Genomic DNA, 17732 nt, shown 5'->3' on the forward strand with positions numbered 1-17732 from the left:
CGGGCCGCAACCGCGCTCACATCCCGCTTCGATGCCCACGAGTTCGCGCCGACCGCCACGCTCACCGGGGACCGCGCCGACATCACGTTATGGCACTGCCCCTTCCTTGACCTCATACCTGACTACGGCGACGTCATCTGCTCCCTACACGACGGCATGGTGGACGGGATCACCCGCGCCACTGCCGGGACGTCGGTGGCGGCCCAACTCACCNCTTTCCCGCGACCTGACTCGTGTCAGATCACGTTGACCCGCCGCACCCGAAGGAAAGACTAATGCNNACGACGCCNATGAAAAGTCTGCACGAACTCGGACAGGAACTCTTGACCCGCGCCCACGAAGCTTCGTCCGGGCGCGCCGCGGCCACGCTCAACGCCGATCACCGCAGCCTGAAGCAACTAGTGCTGGCACTGCGGGCTGGATCGGCGTTGAGTGAGCACGAGAACCCAGGACAGGCCACCCTGCACCTGTTGTCGGGAACAGCCACCGTGAGCACCACCGAGATGACNTGGCNCGGCTCCGCGGGCGACTACCTGGTGATNCCAGATCACAAACACGACCTGCGAGCGGTCAGTGACGCTGTCGTCATGCTGACGTTCGTCAAAGATGCCAACCGGCCTGAGCCACCCGCGGCCGCCGACCTAAGGAGNGACACATGAGCATCGTCAAAATTAATGCGATAGACATCGTCGAGGGNCACGGTGACGAATTCGTCGAACGGTTCTCGGCACGCCCAGGAAANATCGAACATGCGGACGGATTCGAGGGCTTNCAGGTGTTGCGTCCCACCGACGACCGCACGACCTGGTTGGTGGTCACCCAGTGGCGTGACACCGAGGCGTACGANGCCTGGTACGCCACCCGCCCGCATCGCGCCCCCGAATCGGTGACCTACGCCAACAAGTGGGAGCTGTGGTCCTTCGACGTCCTCACCGCGGCGAACCCCGCCTGAGGCCGCCCCTGCCGGGCCGGGGTCAGANCTACCCCGGCCGGGCGGGATCAGGCGGTGGATGTGCCCGAAACCGGTCCAGACCCGGCGTCGACAACCAGTTCGCCAGCGCACGCGGTGGGGCGCGCCGCTCCGTTCCGGGTCGCGGCGGTGCGGCGGCGAAGGGTCGGCAGCAGCAACGTGGGATGGAAGATGCTCCAGGCCGCCCCCTTGCAGACCATCTCCTTGTAGCGGGCTGCCATCCTGCCGGTGAGGATTGTCTCGGGCCGCCCCAGATCCGAGACCGAACGGATGTTGCCACCCCGTCCGGAGCGCCGGAACCTGCTCCCCGAACGGTAGGCCGTTGACCGGGTTGGGCGAATTCTGATGATCACGGCGAGACGCCGGTGGTCGCCCGGCCGCGGGATACCCGGCCGAGAATCAGCAACGTCACCAGGGTCGCGCCGAGCAGGATCAGCGTGGCCGCCGCTGCATCGAACGTCCGGCCCCGGTCTGTCAAGGTAAAGACGGTGACCGGCAACGTGCGCCAGTCAGGCGGATACACCATGATCGTGGCACCGACCTCGCCCATCGACAACGCGACCGCGAGGGCCGCGGCCGCCGACATTGCCGGCAGCAGCATCGGCAGGCGGATCCGCAAAAGTACCAGCGCGGGCCGCGCCCCCAGCGACGCGGCGACCTGGGCGTACGAGTCGTCGATGCGAGTCAGCGCGCTGGCCACGGTGGCGTAGGAAAAGGACAGGACGAGCACCAGGTGGGCGATCAGCACGATCCAGCGCGTGCCGTTGAGCAGCAGCGGCGGTCGGCTGTACGCGACCAGTAGCCCGAGCCCAACCACCACCGAAGGGATGGCAACCGGTAGGTGCAGGAGCCCGTCGGCACCTTTGCGTAGCCAGCGGGGTGCCGCGGCGAGCGCGAGCGCCGCCCAGGTGCCGACGGCCACGGCGGCCAGCCCGGCGACAGCCGCGGTCTGCAGGCTGACGAGGAGGCTGCCCTGGTTTTCGCCGGTCAGGGCGGCCCCCAGGTGGGCGACGGTAAAGCCGCCGGGCAGGACATCGTTCCACTCCGTAGCCAGTGCGGCGGCCACCAACACCGCCAGCGGTGCTGCCACGATCACCAGGAAGGCGGCGGCGAACAGCGCCCAGATGGGCCAGCGGGCGCTACGGGACCAGATCAGCACCACGGGCTCCCTTACGGCTGAAGATGCGGCGATAGAGCAGGTAGAGCAGGGCGGACAGGGCGACCTCGACGACGGCAACCACGCAGGCGCTCGGATAGTCGAACGTGACCACGCCCTTGGAGTGCACCAACATCGGCAACGTGATGACGTCCTTGGCGCCGATGAAGAGCACGATGCCGAATTCGTTGAGGGTCAACAGCAGGGTCAGCGCACCACCGGCGGCAACCGCCGGGGCTATTTCCGGCAGCACGACGCGGCGCAGGACCTGGCCTGGCCGTGCACCGAGGGAGGCGGCGACCGCGAGGCGCTCCGCCGGCAGGTGGGTGAGGGCGGCGAGGGCCGGCCGCATCACGAACGGCGTGTAGAAGGTGATCTCCGCGAGGATGACGCACCACCGTGAGTAGAGGAAGTCGCCGAGTTGAAACACACCGGCGGCACCGTAGAGAAACGTGAAACTGAGCGCGATCAAGAAGGAGGGGAAAGCGAGTAGGGTGTCGACCGCCCGGGCAGCCGCACCGGAACCTGGGAACGGAACCAGCGCCAGTACCACAGCGAAGAAGGTGCCGAGCACGATGCAACCAGCGGTAGCGGCACCCGCGATAAGCACGGTGTTGCCGATCGCCCGGTGAAATTCACCTGCCCCTAGCACGGAGCGCCATGTCTCCAATGTTGTTACACCGTCCTCGTTGGTGACCGACTGGACGCCGACGAGGACGAGCGGGTAGATCAGGAAGCCGGCCAGCACCACCAACGGGGGAAGCGCCCAGAGCAGCGGCGAGACCCGGGTGGCGCGAGCGGGCCCTACAACGGCGAGGGCCGCGGTGGTCATGCCACACCTGCCAAATTCTGCGGAAAGCTCTCGCCGGCGTCTCCGGCGGTTGACCCGGCACCCGCCCTGGCTACCACTGCGGCACCGTGCTCCGGCAACCGAACCCGTACCGGAGAGCCGACCCGCGGTAGCCCGTCGATGCTGGGCACGTCGGCATGCACGCTGATTCCGCCCGGCTCGTCGAGCCCGGCGATAAGACAGGTCAGGCGATAGTTTGCACCCCGCCACTGCAAGCCGGTGAGGACAGCTGCTAAGCCGGGCCCGTCACGACGTACCCCGATGGTGTGTGGCCTTACCGCGAGCCGCACGTGGGCACCTGGAACGAGCGGTCCAGGCGCCATGGCGGTGAGGGTGACCGCGCCTACCTCGACCGTGCCGTTGGCATCGCGCACCGTGGCTGGCAAGAGGTTCGCCCCGCCCAGGAAGGCCGCCGTGAACTCGCTGGGTGGCTGTCGGTAGAGGCCCTGGGCGGTATCCAGATCGAGTAGTTCGGCCTCGCGCATGACGGCGATCCGGTGTGCCAGAGTGAGCGCCTCGGTCTGATCGTGGGTGACATAGAGGATCGCGATGTCCGGGAGTTCGTCCCGAAGCTGACGCAGCTCGTCGAGCATGTCGGCGCGCAGCTGCGCGTCGAGGGCGGAGAGCGGTTCGTCGAGCAGTAGCACCGGCGGCCGGATCGCCAACGCGCGGGCGATCGCCACCCGCTGCTGCTGTCCGCCGGAAAGCTCTCGCGGGTAGCGGCGGCCATAGCGCTCCATACCGACGAGCTCCAGCATCTCCTCGACCCGTCGGGCTGACTCAGTGCGCCGCATCCGCCGAGCACGCAAGCCGAACCCGATGTTGTCGGCGACGGTGAGGTGCGGGAAGAGGGCATACTGCTGCACCACGACGCCGAGGCCACGTTTGTGTGGTGGCACCCCGGTGACGTCTTGGCCGGCGAGCAGGACCCGACCGGACGTCGGCCGGACGAATCCGGCCAGCGCTTTCAGGGCGGTTGACTTGCCCGACCCGGAGGGGCCGAGCAAGGCCACCGTCTCGCCGGTGGCTACGTCGAGCGAGAAGTCCCGCAGCGCCGTGACCTGCCCGTAGCGGACGCTGACGCGGTCAAACTGGACCGCCGACGACTCGGTCATACCGTGTTCCTCCTTGGATCCGCTGTCTCCGGTCCGCAGTGGCGAGGACCGGAGACAGCGGTGGGACTGGGTGCGGTCGGTCAGGCCAGACCGAGGGCCGTGTTGTAGGCAGCGATGTCCGCGTCCATCTCCGTCAGGATCTTCGCCCAGTCGGCTGGCCAGATTTCCACGCCCTGCAGCACCTGCTCGACCTGCTGGAATTGGGCATCGGTGGGCTTGACATCGGCGCGCACCGGAACCCCGTATGCCTGCTGGGACACCTGCTCCTGGGCGGAGGCGGAGAGCAGGAAGTCGGCCAGCTCCCGACCAGCATCGGCGTGTGGGGCATCGGCCGCTAGGCCCATGGTGTAGGGGATGGACAAGGTAGAGGCCTTGCCATCCGGACCGGCCGGGAAGAAGACCTCGAAGTTGGACCTGTCGTTGTTGATTGACGCGAGATTCATCTGGACGTCACCGTTGGCCACGTAGATCTCGCCCTTGCTGACTTTGGGCTGCAGCTTGCCCGTGGACGACGACGGCCCGACGTTGTTGGCCTCGAGCTTCGCCAGGAACTCCAGGGCCTTGTCCTTGCCGAGGAGGTGCTGCAGGTGCAGCAGCACGGCGGTACCGTCGCCGGCCTGGCCGGGCGTCGAGTACTGCAACTTTTTGGCGAAGGTGGGGCTGAGTAGCTCGTCGAACGTCTTCGGGGCGGCGTCAAGCTTGTCCGGGTTGTAAATGAAGCAAAGGTAGTTGTTTACCAACGGCACGTAGGTGTCGGTCGCGCCGGTCACCTGGTCGGCGCCGGCCGGCGTGTAGGGCTGCAGCAGACCGTCGGCGTCGGCCTTCTGGATGTACGGCGGCAGCGTGACGACGAGGTCCGCCTGGACGTTCGCCTTCTCCTTCTGCAGCCGGGCGACGACCTCACCGGAACCGGCCTCGATCATCTGCACCGTGATGCCGGTCTGCTTTTCGAACTCGACGAACTGCTTGCTGTACCAGTCGCCGAGTCCGTCAGCGGAGTAGACGGTTACGGTTGTGTCACTGTCGGCCCCACCGGAGTCGGAGGTGCCTGATCCACATGCGGCGAGCGCGAGTGCGGCCGCCGCGAGGGTAGCGAGGGCTAGCGGGAGGCGTCGCATGGCCATTACTCCTCAGGGGTGTCGGTGGGAAGAAGCAGGGTCTCGAGATCGCCGACGGAGTTGAGAACGTGGGTGGCCCCGGCAGCACGCAGTGCGGCGGCATCGTGCGCGCCGGTGCGTACTCCGGCGACGATGGCGGCACCGGCGCGACGGCCGGCGAGCACGTCCGAGGCGGTGTCACCGACGGTGGCAACCTGCCGGACGTCATCGACCCCCAGCCGCAACAGCGCGGTGAGCACCAAGTCGGGATAGGGACGCCCTCGGCCGGCCTCGGCCGGCACCAGGGTCAGATCAGTTAGGTCCTGCCAGCCCAGGGCGGAGAGGATGCGGTCGGCGGTAGCCCGGGAGAAGCCGGTGGTGAGCGCGGTACGCACCCCAGCAGCACGGAGCTTGGTGATCAATTGTTCGGCCCCGTCGACCGGTGCGCAGAGCCCGGCGTCCACGAGAAGCTCGTATGCCCGCTCAAACGCACCGTTGAGACTCCGTGCCGCCGCCTCATCGCCCCCGCTGAGGTGCCGGAATACCGTGATTTTCGATTCGCCCATGGTGTCGCGCACGTAGCGCAGCGCAGTGTCCCGGCCGATGGCGATCGGGTCGACCTCGTCCAGTGCACGAGTGAATGCCTGCTCGACGAGGCCGTCGTCGGCGACCGTGGTGCCGGCCATGTCGAAACAGACGAGTCGCGTCGTACCCACCAGGGCGCTCACCAGTTCAGCTCCTTCGCGGTCTGCTCGGCAATCGCCGGCGCGCAGGTCATACCCCGTCCGCCCGGCCCGGTGACCACGACGCCGTTGTCGCCGACCCGTTGGCGTTGCACGATTTCGTTCGGGTCGAGGCACTGGGCGTAGACGCCGTGCCAACGGCGTCGGATCGCCGGCAGCGGCCGGCCAAGCAACGCCGAGGCGACCTCGGCGAGGTGTTCGTAGGGCTCCTCGACCTGGTCGAAGGCGAACGGCTCGGCGTAGGCGTGGGTGTCGCCGATGGTCAGGCCACCGTCCAGGCGTTGCACCATCAACAGCTGCATGGCATGTTCGGCGGCGACCGGCGGTTGCGGCTGGACGGAGTTCATCTCGTCGAGCTGCGGCCCCCGGTAACCGGGGTAGTAGCGGAAGGTGTCCCCGTCGGCGACCGAGGTGGTCAGCGGTACATCGAGAGGCGCGGTCTGGGCCATCTGCAACCAGACTCGGCGCACCGGCAGGTTGGGGGCGAGTTCGCGGACCAGGCCGGTGAGTACCGCGCCGGTGGCCAGGATGACCTGGTCGCCAACGTGCACGTCGCCGTGGTCGTCCCGGACTCCGCGATCGTTGAGGTCACGCACCTCGCGGCCAGGCAACCACTGGTAGCGGTCGCTGGCGGCGAGCGCCGCACGCAGCGCCGGCAACGCCACCCGGGATTCCACGGCGGCGTCGCGCTCGCACCAGAGGGCGGCGGCGAAGTCGCCGCCAAGGGCTGGGTTGACCACCCGCGTCTCGTCCCGGTCGAGCAGCTTGAACCCACGGGCCGGGGCGTCGGGAGCCGCCGCGGCGGCTTCGGCGACGGCGACTTCCTCGGGGGTTCGACACACGGCGAGTGACCCGTTGGCTCGGAAGCCAATGCCGGCCACCTCGGTGCCGATCTCCTCCCAGAGTTCGCGAGCCCGCAGGGCGGTCTCCAACTCGGCACCGCTGGCACGTCCAGAAACCCAGACCAGGCCGAAGTTGCGGACGGTAGCGCCGCGCGCTTCCTTGTCCCGTTCCAGATGCAGCACCTCGTGGCCGCGTCGGATGGCCTGCCAGGCGTGCATGGTGCCGAGCACTCCGCCGCCCACGATGATCATTCGCATGTTCTCTCCCTTGCTCAGCGAGCAGCTTTGGGGAGAGCCTTGACCTCCAGGTGCAGGGAGGATGACGCGCCGGTGAATGAGCCCGAAAGGTTCGCACCTTTAGTATTCGGTGCGCGTGCCCGGTCGGTCGAACGAAATCCCAGGTCAGCCGAGAAGTCGGGTGGCGAACCCGATCCGGTCACCGCGATACAGGGAACGGACTCGCTCAATCGGCACCCGGTCCTGGTCCGCCGAGACCCGCTGCATGAGCAGCATCGGCTGGGCCGGGTTCGTGCCGAGCAGCATCGCCTCACGCGGGTTGGCCAGCACGGTCTCGATGCGCTCGGTAGCCTCGGCATAGCGAATGCCGTACCGGTCGATCATGTGCTGGTAGAGCGAGCCGGTCCCGTCGAAATCAGTCATCAGGTCGGCGAACCGGCGTACCGGCAGGTAGGTGCTCTCCAGCCCCAACGGCTCGCCATCAGCAAGCAGCACCCGCTCCAGGTGCACCACCTCGTCAGTGGCAGCTACTCCCAGATCCGCCGCGAGTGAGTCACCGGCGGGCTGACGGTCGATCGTGACCACACGACGGCTCGGCTGGCGGCCCATCGCGTGTAGCGCCTCGGTGTAGCTGTGCAGGCCAAGCGGCTGAAACAGCTTGGGGGCGGCGACGAACGTGCCGCGTCCACGGTACGCACGCAGGCGTCCCTCCATGGTCAGCTCGGAGATCGCCTGCCGTAACGTGGAGCGAGCCACCCCGTAGGTCGCAGCGAGCTGGCGTTCCGGTGGCAGCAGGGCACCCTCCCCCAGTTCGGCCAGGAGATCAGCCAGTTGGTTTTTGACCACAAAATACTTGGGGACCCGACCATGCTCGGGCACTCCGTCACGAACCGCGTCGACAAACACCGGCTGACCCTAACCCTCAGCGGCGCACCGCCCATTCTGGAAGCCGGTCGGGGTAGCGCAGGCCCGCACGATCCGGTTTGGCCGTCATCGCCGGCACCTTGGGCGCCCATCCCACGGCGACTCAGAGCGGCGGACCACCGGTAGGGTGCCGGTCATGCATGCCGTGGTCGACGCCGAGAGTTTGCTGGTCTTCCTCGCCAGGCTCGACGGGGTGTACGACGCACCCCCACCGCTGGGAGACCCGGTGGACCTGCTGGCACACGGGCTGCAGTGCGCGGCCGTCCTGCACAACGACCGACCAGACGACCTCGGGCTCCAACTGGCGGGACTGGTTCACGACATAGGCCACGCCGTTGGCGACGACCCCGACCATGCCCGGGTCGGCGCTGACATCGTCCGTCCGGTCCTTGGCCCACGGGTCGCCGACCTCGTCGCCCTGCACGTCCCGGCGAAGCGCTACCTCGCCTCGACCGAGTCCGACTACGAGCTGTCGGAGGCGAGCCGGTTGAGCTTGCTGCGGCAGGGCTCCGTGATGACCGACGAGGAGCAGGAGAAATTTCTCGCCAATCCGGCTGCGGCCGACGCGGTGACGTTGCGTCGCGCCGACGAAGCAGCCAAGATCGTCGGGCATCAGGTTCCCGGTCTCGACGTGTGGGCACCGCGCCTACTCACGTACGCCGGTGGTGTGTGATGGCCACCGACCCGGCCCGGAACCCCAGCGATCTCGCATGACCCCGGCCCAAGGCAACGCGGTATTCACCGGCACCGAGCGCGCCCTCGACCGCCGGGTGCACGCCTGGCTCGAGCAGGCTCCGCGTACCAGGTGGAAAGCCGGGGCAGTCGAACTCGTCGCTTCACCGCCGAGCAGGCGTCGGCCTGCCTGTTCGGGGGCACGATGCTCGCGGTGGTTGTCGCAGTACGAAGGTGGTCGATGTCGTTGAGACCTTGTGTGCGCATTCCGTCGGTCTTGGCCCGCTCGACCAGTTGCTGGGCGAACTCCTGCTCCGCTGCCGATGGCTCCGGAAGCTGAACCGGGTTCTTACTGTCTGCCATGACGTGGTCCTTCCTGGACAGGATCGACGTCCTGTCCAACGGTCCGCACCCAGGCCAAACACGGAAATCTACGCTGTCCCACGGCCAGCGCGCCTCGGCGACCCTGATGAGGGCGTAGTAGCCGGCCATCGTCAACGCGACCACGCCTGCGGTCTGGGCGGTGGACGAGTCCTCGTCGAGGGTGATGCCCACCGTCGAGGCCAGCCCACGCGAGGGCGGCGCCGACGGCGGCGGGGACAGCGGTGCGGATGAGGGAGATCAGGTAGTCGTGAGTCGTCAGGGTTCCTCTCCGGGTGTGCAGGGCGCGCCTGGTGTTCGTGGCGGATGCATGTCTCGTTTAGGCATATTTTTCGGGTTCATGTCTTGGTGGGGTTGGTGTCGGTTTAACTCAGAGTGGTTGCTGCCGCCTGCCTGGTAGCCGAGGAACACCACCCCGGTCCTGCCCTCCGGGATTGGTGGTTCCTCGTCCGTGACGGGGAAGGACACCAACACCGCGATGAACTATCAGCGCCACGAACACAAACCGGACCGACCAGGTGCACGCCGGGCGAGGTCACGATGGTGGGCCGTCGGACTGGCCGGCATGACCGGCCTGGCCCTAACCACCGTCGGCGTCGCCACCCCTGCCGCCGACGCCTCCGAACACCCCACCAACGCCACGGACGACCGGACGTCCGCCGACGACCACCGCGGCAAACTCGACGGCGGCAAGCACGACAACCGGGGTAGGGGCAAGGGCGACATGAGGGGGAAGAAGGAGGTGAGGCCGAAGGGCATCCCGGTCCCCTGTGACGCGGACAAGCTCATCGCCGCGATCACCCTGGCCAACGCCCGCGGTGGTGCCGTGCTCGACCTCGCCAAGAAGTGCACCTACCTGCTCACCGCCGCCATCGACGACGCCGGCCTACCCGCCATCACCGCCCCCATCACCCTCAACGGCGGCAAGAACACCACTATCGAACGCGCCGCCGCCGCACCCCTGTTCAGAATCCTCACCGTCGAGGCCGGCGGCGACCTCACCCTCCACCATTTGAAGATCACCGGCGGCGAAACCGACGACAGCGGCGGGGGCATCCTCGTCAACGCCGGCGGAGCACTCACCGCCAACCACAGCACCATCTCCCGCAACATCGCCAACGTCGCGGGAGGCGGCATCGATGTCAACGGCACCGTCCGCGTACGGCGCTCCACCGTCAGCCACAACACCGCCAACAGCGGCGGCGGTGGGATCAACGTCAGCAGCGGCCTGCTCACAGTCAGCAAGTCCCGGGTCGATGCCAACACCGCCCTTCTGTTCGGCGGTGGCATCGCCAGCGCGGGCACCACCCGGGTCGACCACAGCACGATTACCGGCAACCAGGCTCCGTCAGGCGGCGGGCTCGTCATAGGAACGGGTACGGGCACCGTCACCAACACTCACATCATGCGCAACACCGCCACCGCCGGCGGCGGTGTCACCGCGGTCGGAGGAGGGGCGTACACGTTTCGGTCCGTCGTCATCGCCGACAACACCGCGACAACCGGCGTCTCCGGCGGGCTGTTCATGGATATCGGTATGACCATGGTCATCGAAGACGGCGTGATCGAAAACAACGCCGCCGCGACCGACGGTGGTGGCATCGCCAACAATGGCGACTTGGTGTTGCGAGATACGAAGGTCGCCGGCAACACCGCCAACGACCAGGGTGGCGGCATCTACAACACCAGCATCGTCACCGTCTTCGACGGGAAAGTGATCAAGAACACCGCAGCCGTTGATGGTGGGGGCATCTTCAACAACGGCGGCGCAGTCGAGCTGAACACCGCCACCGGCACCGTCGTGGCAAAGAACCGGCCGAACAACTGCGTCGATGTCATCGGCTGCCCGGACTGACCCGTCGTCCGGGTACCACGAGGGGTCCCACCCCTACCGTCTACGGGCGGCAGGAGGCGGGGCCCTTCCTGGTTAGGGCGGGGGATGGGGTCGTGGAGCTGCGGCTCGACGGCTGCGTCTCCGAATGCGATCTCATCGGACCTGAAGCAGCCCGCGTTCGGCCAGGTAGGCGCGTAGCGTCTCGGCGTCCTCGGCAGACAGCAACCGATGGGGGATTACAGTCGCCGGCATCTGACCGACGTACAGGATCCAGAACTCGGGGGTGGCCTTCACCTGATCGACTCCGTCCCAGGTGATGCCGCTGGACTGCGAGCCACTGCGCATCAGGATGTTGTCGTCAGTAATCTCATAGGCGCCCTCGACAGCGTAGTCACTGGACCTACGCCGGGCGCGCAGCCGGACCCATGGCCAGTACAGCATCGCCAGCAGGCCGCCCATGAGCACCGTCAGCCACAGCGGCTGGATCTGGTCGCCCCACCCGAGGCTCCGCGATACGGCGAGGCCCGCCGCCCCCACCGCTGCCAGCGCCGCGCCGAGGTATAGGTACTTGCGTAGCTGATCGATGGTGAGCGCTGCGGCCACGCGGCTCGGGTAGGCGGGATCGGCCGGGACGTCAAAACGAATGTGCACGCCAGAACGATAGTGCCCCACAGGCCCGACGGGCAGCTGTGTGTCAGGTGCGCCCGGCATACCGCTGCCGGTGACACCAGCACCGCCCAGCACGTCAGCGCCAGGCGCACGCGCACCGGCAGGGAGCCCGGCCGCGCCGGTGCGCGTGGCCCTCCGCGGGCGGGCGTCTGATACCAGGCCCGGTCCTGCTGGGCAGCATTGACCAACTGCGGTGCCAGCTCCGCCCAGTCGACGTGGGTGTTGGTGCTCATCCACTCCGGGGCCCGCGGCGGGCGTATTTCTGGCGGAACTTCTCGACCCGGCCGGCGGTGTCGAGCAGGCGCTGCCTGCCGGTCCAGAAGGGGTGACTGGCCGAGGAGATCTGGACGTCGATAACCGGGTAGGTGTTGCCGTCGGTCCACTCGATCGTCTGGTCGCTGGTGGCGGTGGAGCGGGTGAGGAAGGCGAAGTCGGCGCCCTTGTCACGGTAGACGACGGGCCGGTATTCGGGGTGGATGCCGGGCTTCATCTGGATCGTGCTCCTTCGGTGTCGGTGAGCAGGCATCCGGCGAGGGTCTGTTGCAGCTCGACGGGGTCGATGCCGAGGCCGATAAAGACCAGGTGCTGGTGCCGATCGCCGTAGTAGGGGTCCCAGTCCATCGCTGCGGCGAGCCGGCGTTGGTCTTCGACCTGGTCCCAGCGGTCCTCGGGCAGGCTGACCAGCCAGTGCCCGAGGGATCCCATGGCCAGGCCGTCGCCGGCGAATTCCCAGGCGATGACGGTGTCGGCTTGGCTGGCCAACCAGAGGTGACCGCGGGAGCGGATAACATCGGCGTTTATCTCTTCGAGGGCGTCGTGCAGGCGCTGCGGGTGAAACGGGCGGCGGGCGCGGAAAACGGCGGAAACGACCCCGTAGTCGGGCTCCGGTTCGTGTGCGCCGAGGAGATAGCCCTGCAGGCCGCGGGCGAGTACCCCCGGGGTCTCTGGCCGGTGCCGATGGGTGTGGCGCAGCTGACGGGTCAGCATGCCGGCGTCGACGAGGTCGCCGTCGACCCGTAGGTGGGTTGCCCAAGGCGCCATCCGCTGTAGCAGGACAGACATTCGGCCGGTATCGAATTCGCCGTCGCGGGACTGCCCCCACAGTACGAGGGTGTCGGCGTACTCGATCTGTCGGACGACGACGTCGGCGAGCGCGCGGTGATCGTTGTCGGCGGCCTGGATGCCGAGTGAGATGAGGTCGTCGGTGCTGGCCAGGCCGTCGAGCAGGTGCTCGGCGTCGAGGACGGTGACGTAGGAGTCCACCCGGATGAGGTCGGTGATTGGGGCATCGTTGACGAGGCAGTGCGCGGCGGTAGCGGCCACCGCCTCCGGCTCTACCGCCTCCGGCAGCATCAACAGCAGGTCCCGGCCGGGGTGCGTGCGGGTGAGCCGGACAAGGGTGGGCAGTACGTCCTCGCGCAGGGTGCAGGAGACGCGGCCGTGCCGCAGTTCGACCCGCTCGTCCTCGATGATGCCGGTGCCGGTGCGGATCACCCGCCGTACGGCGCCGTCCCGGATCCCGGCCAGGTCGTGCCGGATCAGCAGCAGCGAGGGGTCCGCGGCGAGCAGCGCGCGGGCGGCAGCGAACGTCGCCGCCGGCCAGAACCCGGACAACACGGTCAACGACGGGCGGGTATCGGCGTCGGCTGTCACAGCATGGGTCGGGGTCTGTGGTGACGACGACATGGAGTTCCTCTCGACTTACTGAAAACGATTGTCATTCTAGGCATGCGAGAGGCTCCCGAAGCCAGCGCGGTCCAACTGCCCGTACCCGGCGCCCCGCCTGGGTGGAGATCGCCGACGGCCCCGGGTTGGATCTGCCCGAGGGCTGATGTCAAACTGAAAACCGTTGTCATTACCGTTTGAATCCGATCGAGGAGTGAGCACTGTGTCCCGACGTTGTGACGTCACCGGCGCGAAGCCGAGCTTTGGCAACGCCGTGTCCCATTCCCACCGGCGTACCCGGCGCCGCTGGAACCCGAACCTGCAGAACCACCGCTACTGGCTGCCGTCGGAGCGGCGGTGGGTCAGCCTCACCCTGACCGCAAAGGCGCTCAAGACCGTGGACCGCAAGGGCATCGAGAAGGTTGTCGCCGAGCTGCGAGCCCAGGGAGTGAAGCTCTGATGGCCCGCCAGACCGACATCCGTCCCATCGTGCGGCTGAAAAGCACCGCCGACACCGGCTACACGTACGTCACCCGCAAGAACCGCCGCAACGACCCGGACCGGCTGGTGCTGCGCAAGTACGCCCCGATCGTCCGCCGGCACGTCGAGTTCCGCGAGGCGCGTTGACGTGGCCCGCAAGAGCTTGAGTAACCGGCAGGCCCGCCGGGAGGAACTGGTCGCCCGGCACGCCGACCGCCGGGCGGAGCTGAAGCGGCTGATCGCGTACCCGGAGACCGACTCGGCCGTACGCGCCGACGCCGTTCGTCAGCTGGCCCGCCTGCCCCGAGATTCGAGCCGGGTTCGGCTGCGCAACCGAGACGTGGTCGACGGTCGCCCGCGCGGTGTGCTGACCCGCTTCGGGTTGTCCCGGGTGCGGTTCCGGGAGATGGCGCTGCGCGGCGAGTTGCCAGGCATCCGCAAGGCGTCCTGGTGACGGTTGCCCGCACCGGTCCGGCGCGAGCCACCCGCTCCGCCGGCGTCGCCCACTCAGCGTCACCTTCGGCGTAACCACCTCACTCGCGTGCACCGGCGCCGCCGTCACCTCCGGCGGCAAGACCTGGAACTGCGACGTCTGTCCCGGACACTGCTTTCGGCGCCAGCGGCTGAACGCGGACGTCCGCCGGGGTGCAAGCGACGAACCGGCCGGCGCGCGAGCTCAGCCAGACCTATAACTAGCGGCACCACCGCATCGTCGGTCATCTCCCAGGGCCAGGGCTCGTTCTGTATGAACGCGGGGTGGTCGGAGTGACCACTGAGGTTAAACAACGATCATCGATCGATGGCGGACCGAAGTGGCCGGCCAGGCCGCCAGTTCGGGCTGACGGGCGAGGCCGTGCGGCGACGGTGGTACGCGCCGCGCTGTGGCATGGGGTGTGATGGTTCCGTTATATCGAACATTGCAGATGTTCGGCTAGTATCCATCTATATCAATGGATGGCGATACCGCCGCAACCCAGGAGTGTGAGATGGTCAGAAGACAACTGTTGCGCGCGTTCGGCGCCGTGCTGGCGGCGGTGCTGGCAGCGACCGGGGTGCAGATCGTCACCGGTGCACCGGCCGCCGCAGCCCAGACGGCCTACCACGACGCGAGCCGGGCCGGCGAGTTCCGGCCGAACTTCGACCAGGCGGCCCAGGCTGATGCCGATGTCACGCCGTTCGTGGTTGGCGGCCGGCCGGCGACCGAGAACTACCCGTGGCTGGTCTACACCTCCGGCTGTACCGGCACGTTGGTCAAGTCGGACTGGGTCGTCACAGCGCGGCACTGCCCGACACCGTCCTCGGTCCGTGTGGGTAGCGTCAACCGCACCAGCGGTGGCACGGTCGTCGGGGTCCGTCGCGCCGTCAACAATCCCACGATCGACGTCAAGCTGTTGCAACTGTCCAGTGCGGTGTCCTATGCCCCGGCCCCGATCCCGGCGACGTCCGGGGAGGTCGGTACCGCTACCCGGATCATCGGCTGGGGTCTGACCTGTCCGTTCCGGGGCTGCGGTTCGACGCCGACGGTCGCGCACGAGTTGGATACGTCGATCCGGTCGGACGGCGCGTGTATCGGTATCAACGGCCCGTACGAGATCTGCACCAACAACACGAACGGTGACTCGGGCGCCTGCTATGGCGACTCGGGTGGCCCGCAGGTTCGTCGGATCGGCGGGGTGTGGCACGTGGTCGGTGCCACCAGCCGGTCGGGCAACAATCACCCGATCTGTGCCACCGGTCCATCGATCTACGGTGACCTGCCGTCGATCCGTTCCTGGATCGACACCCAGGTCGGCGGCCTTCCCGCCTGAGCCTCTCCGCTAAGGGTCCCGGTCAACACCAAGCGTTGACCGGGGTGCCCTGGTCGTCATCGATGGCGGGATGAGGCGCTCACCTCGGTTCGAAGACGCCGGCGCGAAGGGCTGCGGTGGCCGCGGCGGCAGTGCGCCGGGCAAACTCCTCGTCGATGGGTTCGTCGACGACGAGCAGCCGCAGGAAGAGGGGCGCGCCGAGGATCTCGATCGCGGCCCTGGCGTCGGTGCCCTGGGGCAGTTCGCCGCGGGCGATGGCGTGGCCGACGACGGCCTCGGCCAGGCGGAATCGTTCGGCGAAGAAACCGCGGACGATCTGCGCGGCGCGCGGGTTGCGGGGTGCGGACGTGGCAAGGGCGGTGATCAGCTCGCCCGGTTCACCGGTCATGCCGCGTCGGACCAGCAACGCCAGTTCTTCGAGGTCCATGCCGAGGTCGCCGGTGTCCGGGATCGGGACGACCTCACTGGCGTACTCGCTTAGCAGGTCGCCGAGGACGCCTTCCAGGTCGGTCCATCGACGGTAGACCGATGTCTTGTTGACGCCGGCTGCCTGGGCGATCCGTTCGACGGTCAGCTCGGCGTACCCGTCGGCGAGGAGGCCGCGGGCGGCCGTGAGGACTGCGGCCCGGACGCGGGTGCTGCGCCCGCCCGGTCGCTGGCTGGCTGGCATCGGACACCTCCTTTAATCGCAACGACTGTTGCGTTGCATCGTGCCATCATGGCAGGCTTAAAAAGCAACACGAGTTGCGATTGGAGGCGGATCCATGAAGACCATCGTTTGCGTCGTCGGCGGCGGGCCCGCGGGGCTCGTCCTCGGGATGCTGCTCGCCCGGCAGGGAGTGGCGGTCACCGTGCTGGAGAAGCACGCCGACTTCCTCCGGGACTTCCGGGGTGACACCGTGCACCCCTCCACACTGAACATGCTCGACGAGATCGGGCTCGGCGAACGGATGGCGGCGCTGCACGGGCGCAAGGCTGGTGCGCTGCGCGCCACCTTCGACGACGGCAGCTACACCATCGTGGACTTCACGCGTCTGCCGGCGCCCCACAACTACCTGTACTTCGTCCCCCAGTGGGACTTCCTGGAGATGCTCGCGACCGAGGCGGCGAGGTTCCCGACCTTCACGCTGCTTCGCTCCACCAAAGTGACGGGCCTGCTCCGCGACCCGTCCGGTGCCGTCGCCGGCGTCCGGGCCGTGGGTCCGGAGGGCGAACTGGAGGTCCGGGCGTCGCTCACCGTCGCCTGCGACGGCCGCGACTCGGTAGTGCGCCGGGAACTCGGTCTGAAGCCCCTCGAGTACGGCGCACCCATGGACGTACTGTGGTTCCGGATCTCACGCCACACAGACGACGGCGACGGTCTGGCGATGCGGATCGGCGCCGGAGGGCTGATGCTCGCCGTCGACCGCGGCGGCTATTACCAGTGCGCCTATGTCATCGCCAAGGGCGGCTACGACAAGATCCGCGCAGCCGGGCTGGAGGCGCTGCGGGAGCAGGTGACTCGGCGGCACCCAGCCCTCGCCGACCGGGTCGGCGAGCTCGCCACCTGGGACGACGTCAAACTGCTGACGGTGAAGGTCAACCGGTTGGAGCGGTGGCACGCGCCCGGCGCGCTGCTCATCGGCGACGCCGCACACGCCATGTCCCCGATCGGCGGCGTCGGAATCAATCTGGCAGTACAGGACGCCGCGGCCACCGCCCGGATGCTAGGTCCCAAACTCGCCACCGGGCAGGCAGTATCCGAAGCGGACCTCGCCGCTGTGCAGAAGCGCCGGCGCTTGCCGGCGGTGGTGACGCAGAACCTCCAGCGCGCCGCCCAGCGGCGCGTCGTCGATCCCCTGCTGCACACCACCGGCCGGATCGAGGCGCCGGCGCCGGTCCGCCTGCTGCAGCGGATCCCGGCGCTGCAAGCCCTCGCCGCCCGGCTCGTCGGTATCGGTCTACGCCCCGAGCATCTACGCTGATCCACCCCACCGCAGCCCTCCACCGGCAGGGTGCCACCGCGGCGCAGGTCACCCAGGACCGCCGAGTCGTAGGCGAGCGTCGGCGCGAGCGCCACCACGTCGGCGCACCACAGCTCGTGGCCCACCACAGCTCGTGGCGCAGCGCGGCCGCCGTCGCACGGTGACGGCGGTCTGCCGCGGGCGCACCCGCCGGTTGTGGCTCGACGAAGGGTGGAGACGCCCGCCTCGGGTACGCACGAAGCGGCGAGCCGGCACCGCGGGACTTTGAGCCTTGTAACCAAGGATGCCTATGCGCTGTGCCGCTCCCATCAACTGATGGTCCTTC

22 protein-coding genes and 3 pseudogenes are annotated in these 17732 nt (G+C 68.1%); 11 read left to right on the forward strand and 14 right to left on the reverse strand.

Annotation, left to right across the window (positions count from 1 at the left end):
* From B118_RS0122280 to B118_RS0122290, 3 genes are all read left to right on the forward strand, one after another.
* On the forward strand, window positions 1-276 hold a 276-nt coding region (locus B118_RS0122280), incomplete at its 5' end, for a hypothetical protein (RefSeq protein ID WP_028193478.1).
* Between the two features lie 14 nt (window positions 277-290).
* Complete coding sequence (locus B118_RS0122285; RefSeq protein ID WP_028193479.1) at window positions 291-659, forward strand: cupin domain-containing protein; 369 nt, start codon at window positions 291-293, stop codon at window positions 657-659.
* The gene (locus B118_RS0122290) at window positions 656-952 is read left to right on the forward strand and encodes an antibiotic biosynthesis monooxygenase family protein (RefSeq protein WP_028193480.1); all 297 of its coding nucleotides are present in this window, start codon (window positions 656-658) and stop codon (window positions 950-952) included. The genes B118_RS0122285 and B118_RS0122290 overlap by 4 nt, the downstream gene beginning before the upstream one ends.
* A gap of 47 nt (window positions 953-999) precedes the next feature.
* On the opposite strand, the gene B118_RS33205 is transcribed toward B118_RS0122290, so the two are convergent.
* The 8 genes from B118_RS33205 to B118_RS0122330 all read right to left on the reverse strand — a co-directional run bounded on the left by B118_RS33205 (window position 1000) and on the right by B118_RS0122330 (window position 7916).
* Window positions 1000-1191, reverse strand: coding sequence for a hypothetical protein (locus B118_RS33205; RefSeq protein WP_028184510.1), 192 nt, complete (start codon window positions 1189-1191; stop codon window positions 1000-1002).
* A gap of 128 nt (window positions 1192-1319) precedes the next feature.
* The gene (locus tag B118_RS0122300; RefSeq protein ID WP_018810942.1) at window positions 1320-2132 is read right to left on the reverse strand and encodes an ABC transporter permease; all 813 of its coding nucleotides are present in this window, start codon (window positions 2130-2132) and stop codon (window positions 1320-1322) included.
* A complete protein-coding gene (locus tag B118_RS0122305) occupies window positions 2110-2958 on the reverse strand; it encodes a 2-aminoethylphosphonate ABC transporter permease subunit (RefSeq protein WP_018810943.1) in 849 nt (282 codons plus the stop codon). Before B118_RS0122305 ends, B118_RS0122300 begins: the two co-directional genes overlap by 23 nt.
* Window positions 2955-4091 carry an ABC transporter ATP-binding protein gene (locus B118_RS0122310; protein ID WP_018810944.1) on the reverse strand — a complete coding sequence of 379 codons (1137 nt, stop codon included), beginning with the start codon at window positions 4089-4091 and terminating at the stop codon, window positions 2955-2957. Before B118_RS0122310 ends, B118_RS0122305 begins: the two co-directional genes overlap by 4 nt.
* Window positions 4092-4171: 80 nt before the next feature.
* A complete protein-coding gene (locus B118_RS0122315) occupies window positions 4172-5215 on the reverse strand; it encodes a 2-aminoethylphosphonate ABC transporter substrate-binding protein (protein ID WP_018810945.1) in 1044 nt (347 codons plus the stop codon).
* Window positions 5215-5916 carry a phosphonatase-like hydrolase gene (locus B118_RS0122320; RefSeq protein WP_028193481.1) on the reverse strand — a complete coding sequence of 234 codons (702 nt, stop codon included), beginning with the start codon at window positions 5914-5916 and terminating at the stop codon, window positions 5215-5217. The genes B118_RS0122315 and B118_RS0122320 overlap by 1 nt, the downstream gene beginning before the upstream one ends.
* A complete protein-coding gene (locus B118_RS0122325) occupies window positions 5913-7031 on the reverse strand; it encodes a TIGR03364 family FAD-dependent oxidoreductase (RefSeq protein ID WP_026274352.1) in 1119 nt (372 codons plus the stop codon). Before B118_RS0122325 ends, B118_RS0122320 begins: the two co-directional genes overlap by 4 nt.
* 144 nt (window positions 7032-7175) lie before the next feature.
* Window positions 7176-7916 (reverse strand): GntR family transcriptional regulator, encoded by a 741-nt coding sequence (locus B118_RS0122330; RefSeq protein ID WP_018223699.1) that lies wholly within the window; start codon window positions 7914-7916, stop codon window positions 7176-7178.
* A gap of 154 nt (window positions 7917-8070) precedes the next feature.
* Between B118_RS0122330 and B118_RS0122335 the strand changes: the two genes are divergently transcribed.
* Both B118_RS0122335 and B118_RS33210 read left to right on the forward strand, forming a co-directional pair.
* Window positions 8071-8607, forward strand: a complete 537-nt coding sequence (locus B118_RS0122335; protein ID WP_018827919.1) for an HD domain-containing protein — start codon at window positions 8071-8073, stop codon at window positions 8605-8607.
* Between the two features lie 37 nt (window positions 8608-8644).
* Window positions 8645-8844 (forward strand): annotated as a pseudogene (locus B118_RS33210) (DUF817 domain-containing protein); the annotation flags it as partial.
* Between the two features lie 203 nt (window positions 8845-9047).
* On the opposite strand, the pseudogene B118_RS28945 reads toward B118_RS33210, so the two are convergent.
* Window positions 9048-9249, reverse strand: a pseudogene (locus B118_RS28945) (hypothetical protein); the annotation flags it as partial.
* A gap of 216 nt (window positions 9250-9465) precedes the next feature.
* Between B118_RS28945 and B118_RS0122350 the strand changes: the two are divergent.
* Window positions 9466-10842: a hypothetical protein gene (locus B118_RS0122350; protein ID WP_050573253.1), complete on the forward strand. Its 1377-nt coding sequence runs from the start codon at window positions 9466-9468 to the stop codon at window positions 10840-10842.
* A gap of 132 nt (window positions 10843-10974) precedes the next feature.
* Here the strand turns inward: B118_RS0122350 and B118_RS0122355 are convergent, their stop codons facing one another.
* From B118_RS0122355 to B118_RS28950, 3 genes are all read right to left on the reverse strand, one after another.
* A complete protein-coding gene (locus B118_RS0122355) occupies window positions 10975-11472 on the reverse strand; it encodes a YcxB family protein (RefSeq protein ID WP_028193482.1) in 498 nt (165 codons plus the stop codon).
* A gap of 247 nt (window positions 11473-11719) precedes the next feature.
* Window positions 11720-11980, reverse strand: a complete 261-nt coding sequence (locus B118_RS0122360) for a type B 50S ribosomal protein L31 (RefSeq protein ID WP_018223705.1) — start codon at window positions 11978-11980, stop codon at window positions 11720-11722.
* The gene (locus B118_RS28950) at window positions 11977-13176 is read right to left on the reverse strand and encodes a CobW family GTP-binding protein (RefSeq protein WP_238324101.1); all 1200 of its coding nucleotides are present in this window, start codon (window positions 13174-13176) and stop codon (window positions 11977-11979) included. Before B118_RS28950 ends, B118_RS0122360 begins: the two co-directional genes overlap by 4 nt.
* 202 nt (window positions 13177-13378) lie before the next feature.
* On the opposite strand from B118_RS28950, the gene rpmB reads away from it, so the two are divergent.
* From rpmB to B118_RS0122385, 4 genes are all read left to right on the forward strand, one after another.
* A complete protein-coding gene (gene rpmB, locus B118_RS0122370; RefSeq protein ID WP_018223707.1) occupies window positions 13379-13615 on the forward strand; it encodes a 50S ribosomal protein L28 in 237 nt (78 codons plus the stop codon).
* On the forward strand, window positions 13615-13782 hold the full coding sequence (gene rpmG / locus B118_RS0122375; RefSeq protein ID WP_028193483.1) for a 50S ribosomal protein L33: 168 nt from the start codon (window positions 13615-13617) through the stop codon (window positions 13780-13782). The genes rpmB and rpmG overlap by 1 nt, the downstream gene beginning before the upstream one ends.
* 1 nt (window position 13783) lies before the next feature.
* Window positions 13784-14089, forward strand: coding sequence for a 30S ribosomal protein S14 (gene rpsN / locus B118_RS0122380; protein WP_028193484.1), 306 nt, complete (start codon window positions 13784-13786; stop codon window positions 14087-14089).
* Between the two features lie 532 nt (window positions 14090-14621).
* Window positions 14622-15443 carry a S1 family peptidase gene (locus B118_RS0122385; RefSeq protein ID WP_028193485.1) on the forward strand — a complete coding sequence of 274 codons (822 nt, stop codon included), beginning with the start codon at window positions 14622-14624 and terminating at the stop codon, window positions 15441-15443.
* Between the two features lie 79 nt (window positions 15444-15522).
* Here the strand turns inward: B118_RS0122385 and B118_RS0122390 are convergent, their stop codons facing one another.
* Window positions 15523-16113 (reverse strand): TetR/AcrR family transcriptional regulator, encoded by a 591-nt coding sequence (locus B118_RS0122390; protein WP_018223711.1) that lies wholly within the window; start codon window positions 16111-16113, stop codon window positions 15523-15525.
* Window positions 16114-16207: 94 nt separating this feature from the next.
* On the opposite strand from B118_RS0122390, the gene B118_RS0122395 reads away from it, so the two are divergent.
* Window positions 16208-17407, forward strand: a complete 1200-nt coding sequence (locus B118_RS0122395; RefSeq protein WP_018810957.1) for an FAD-dependent oxidoreductase — start codon at window positions 16208-16210, stop codon at window positions 17405-17407.
* 17 nt (window positions 17408-17424) lie between these two features.
* On the opposite strand, the pseudogene B118_RS31955 reads toward B118_RS0122395, so the two are convergent.
* Window positions 17425-17538: pseudogene (locus B118_RS31955) on the reverse strand (alpha/beta fold hydrolase); the annotation flags it as partial.
* Window positions 17539-17732: the final 194 nt, after the last annotated feature.

Origin of the sequence: Salinispora pacifica CNR114 (genome assembly GCF_000514775.1) — a bacterium.
In the GTDB taxonomy this organism is placed as follows: domain Bacteria; phylum Actinomycetota; class Actinomycetes; order Mycobacteriales; family Micromonosporaceae; genus Micromonospora; species Micromonospora pacifica.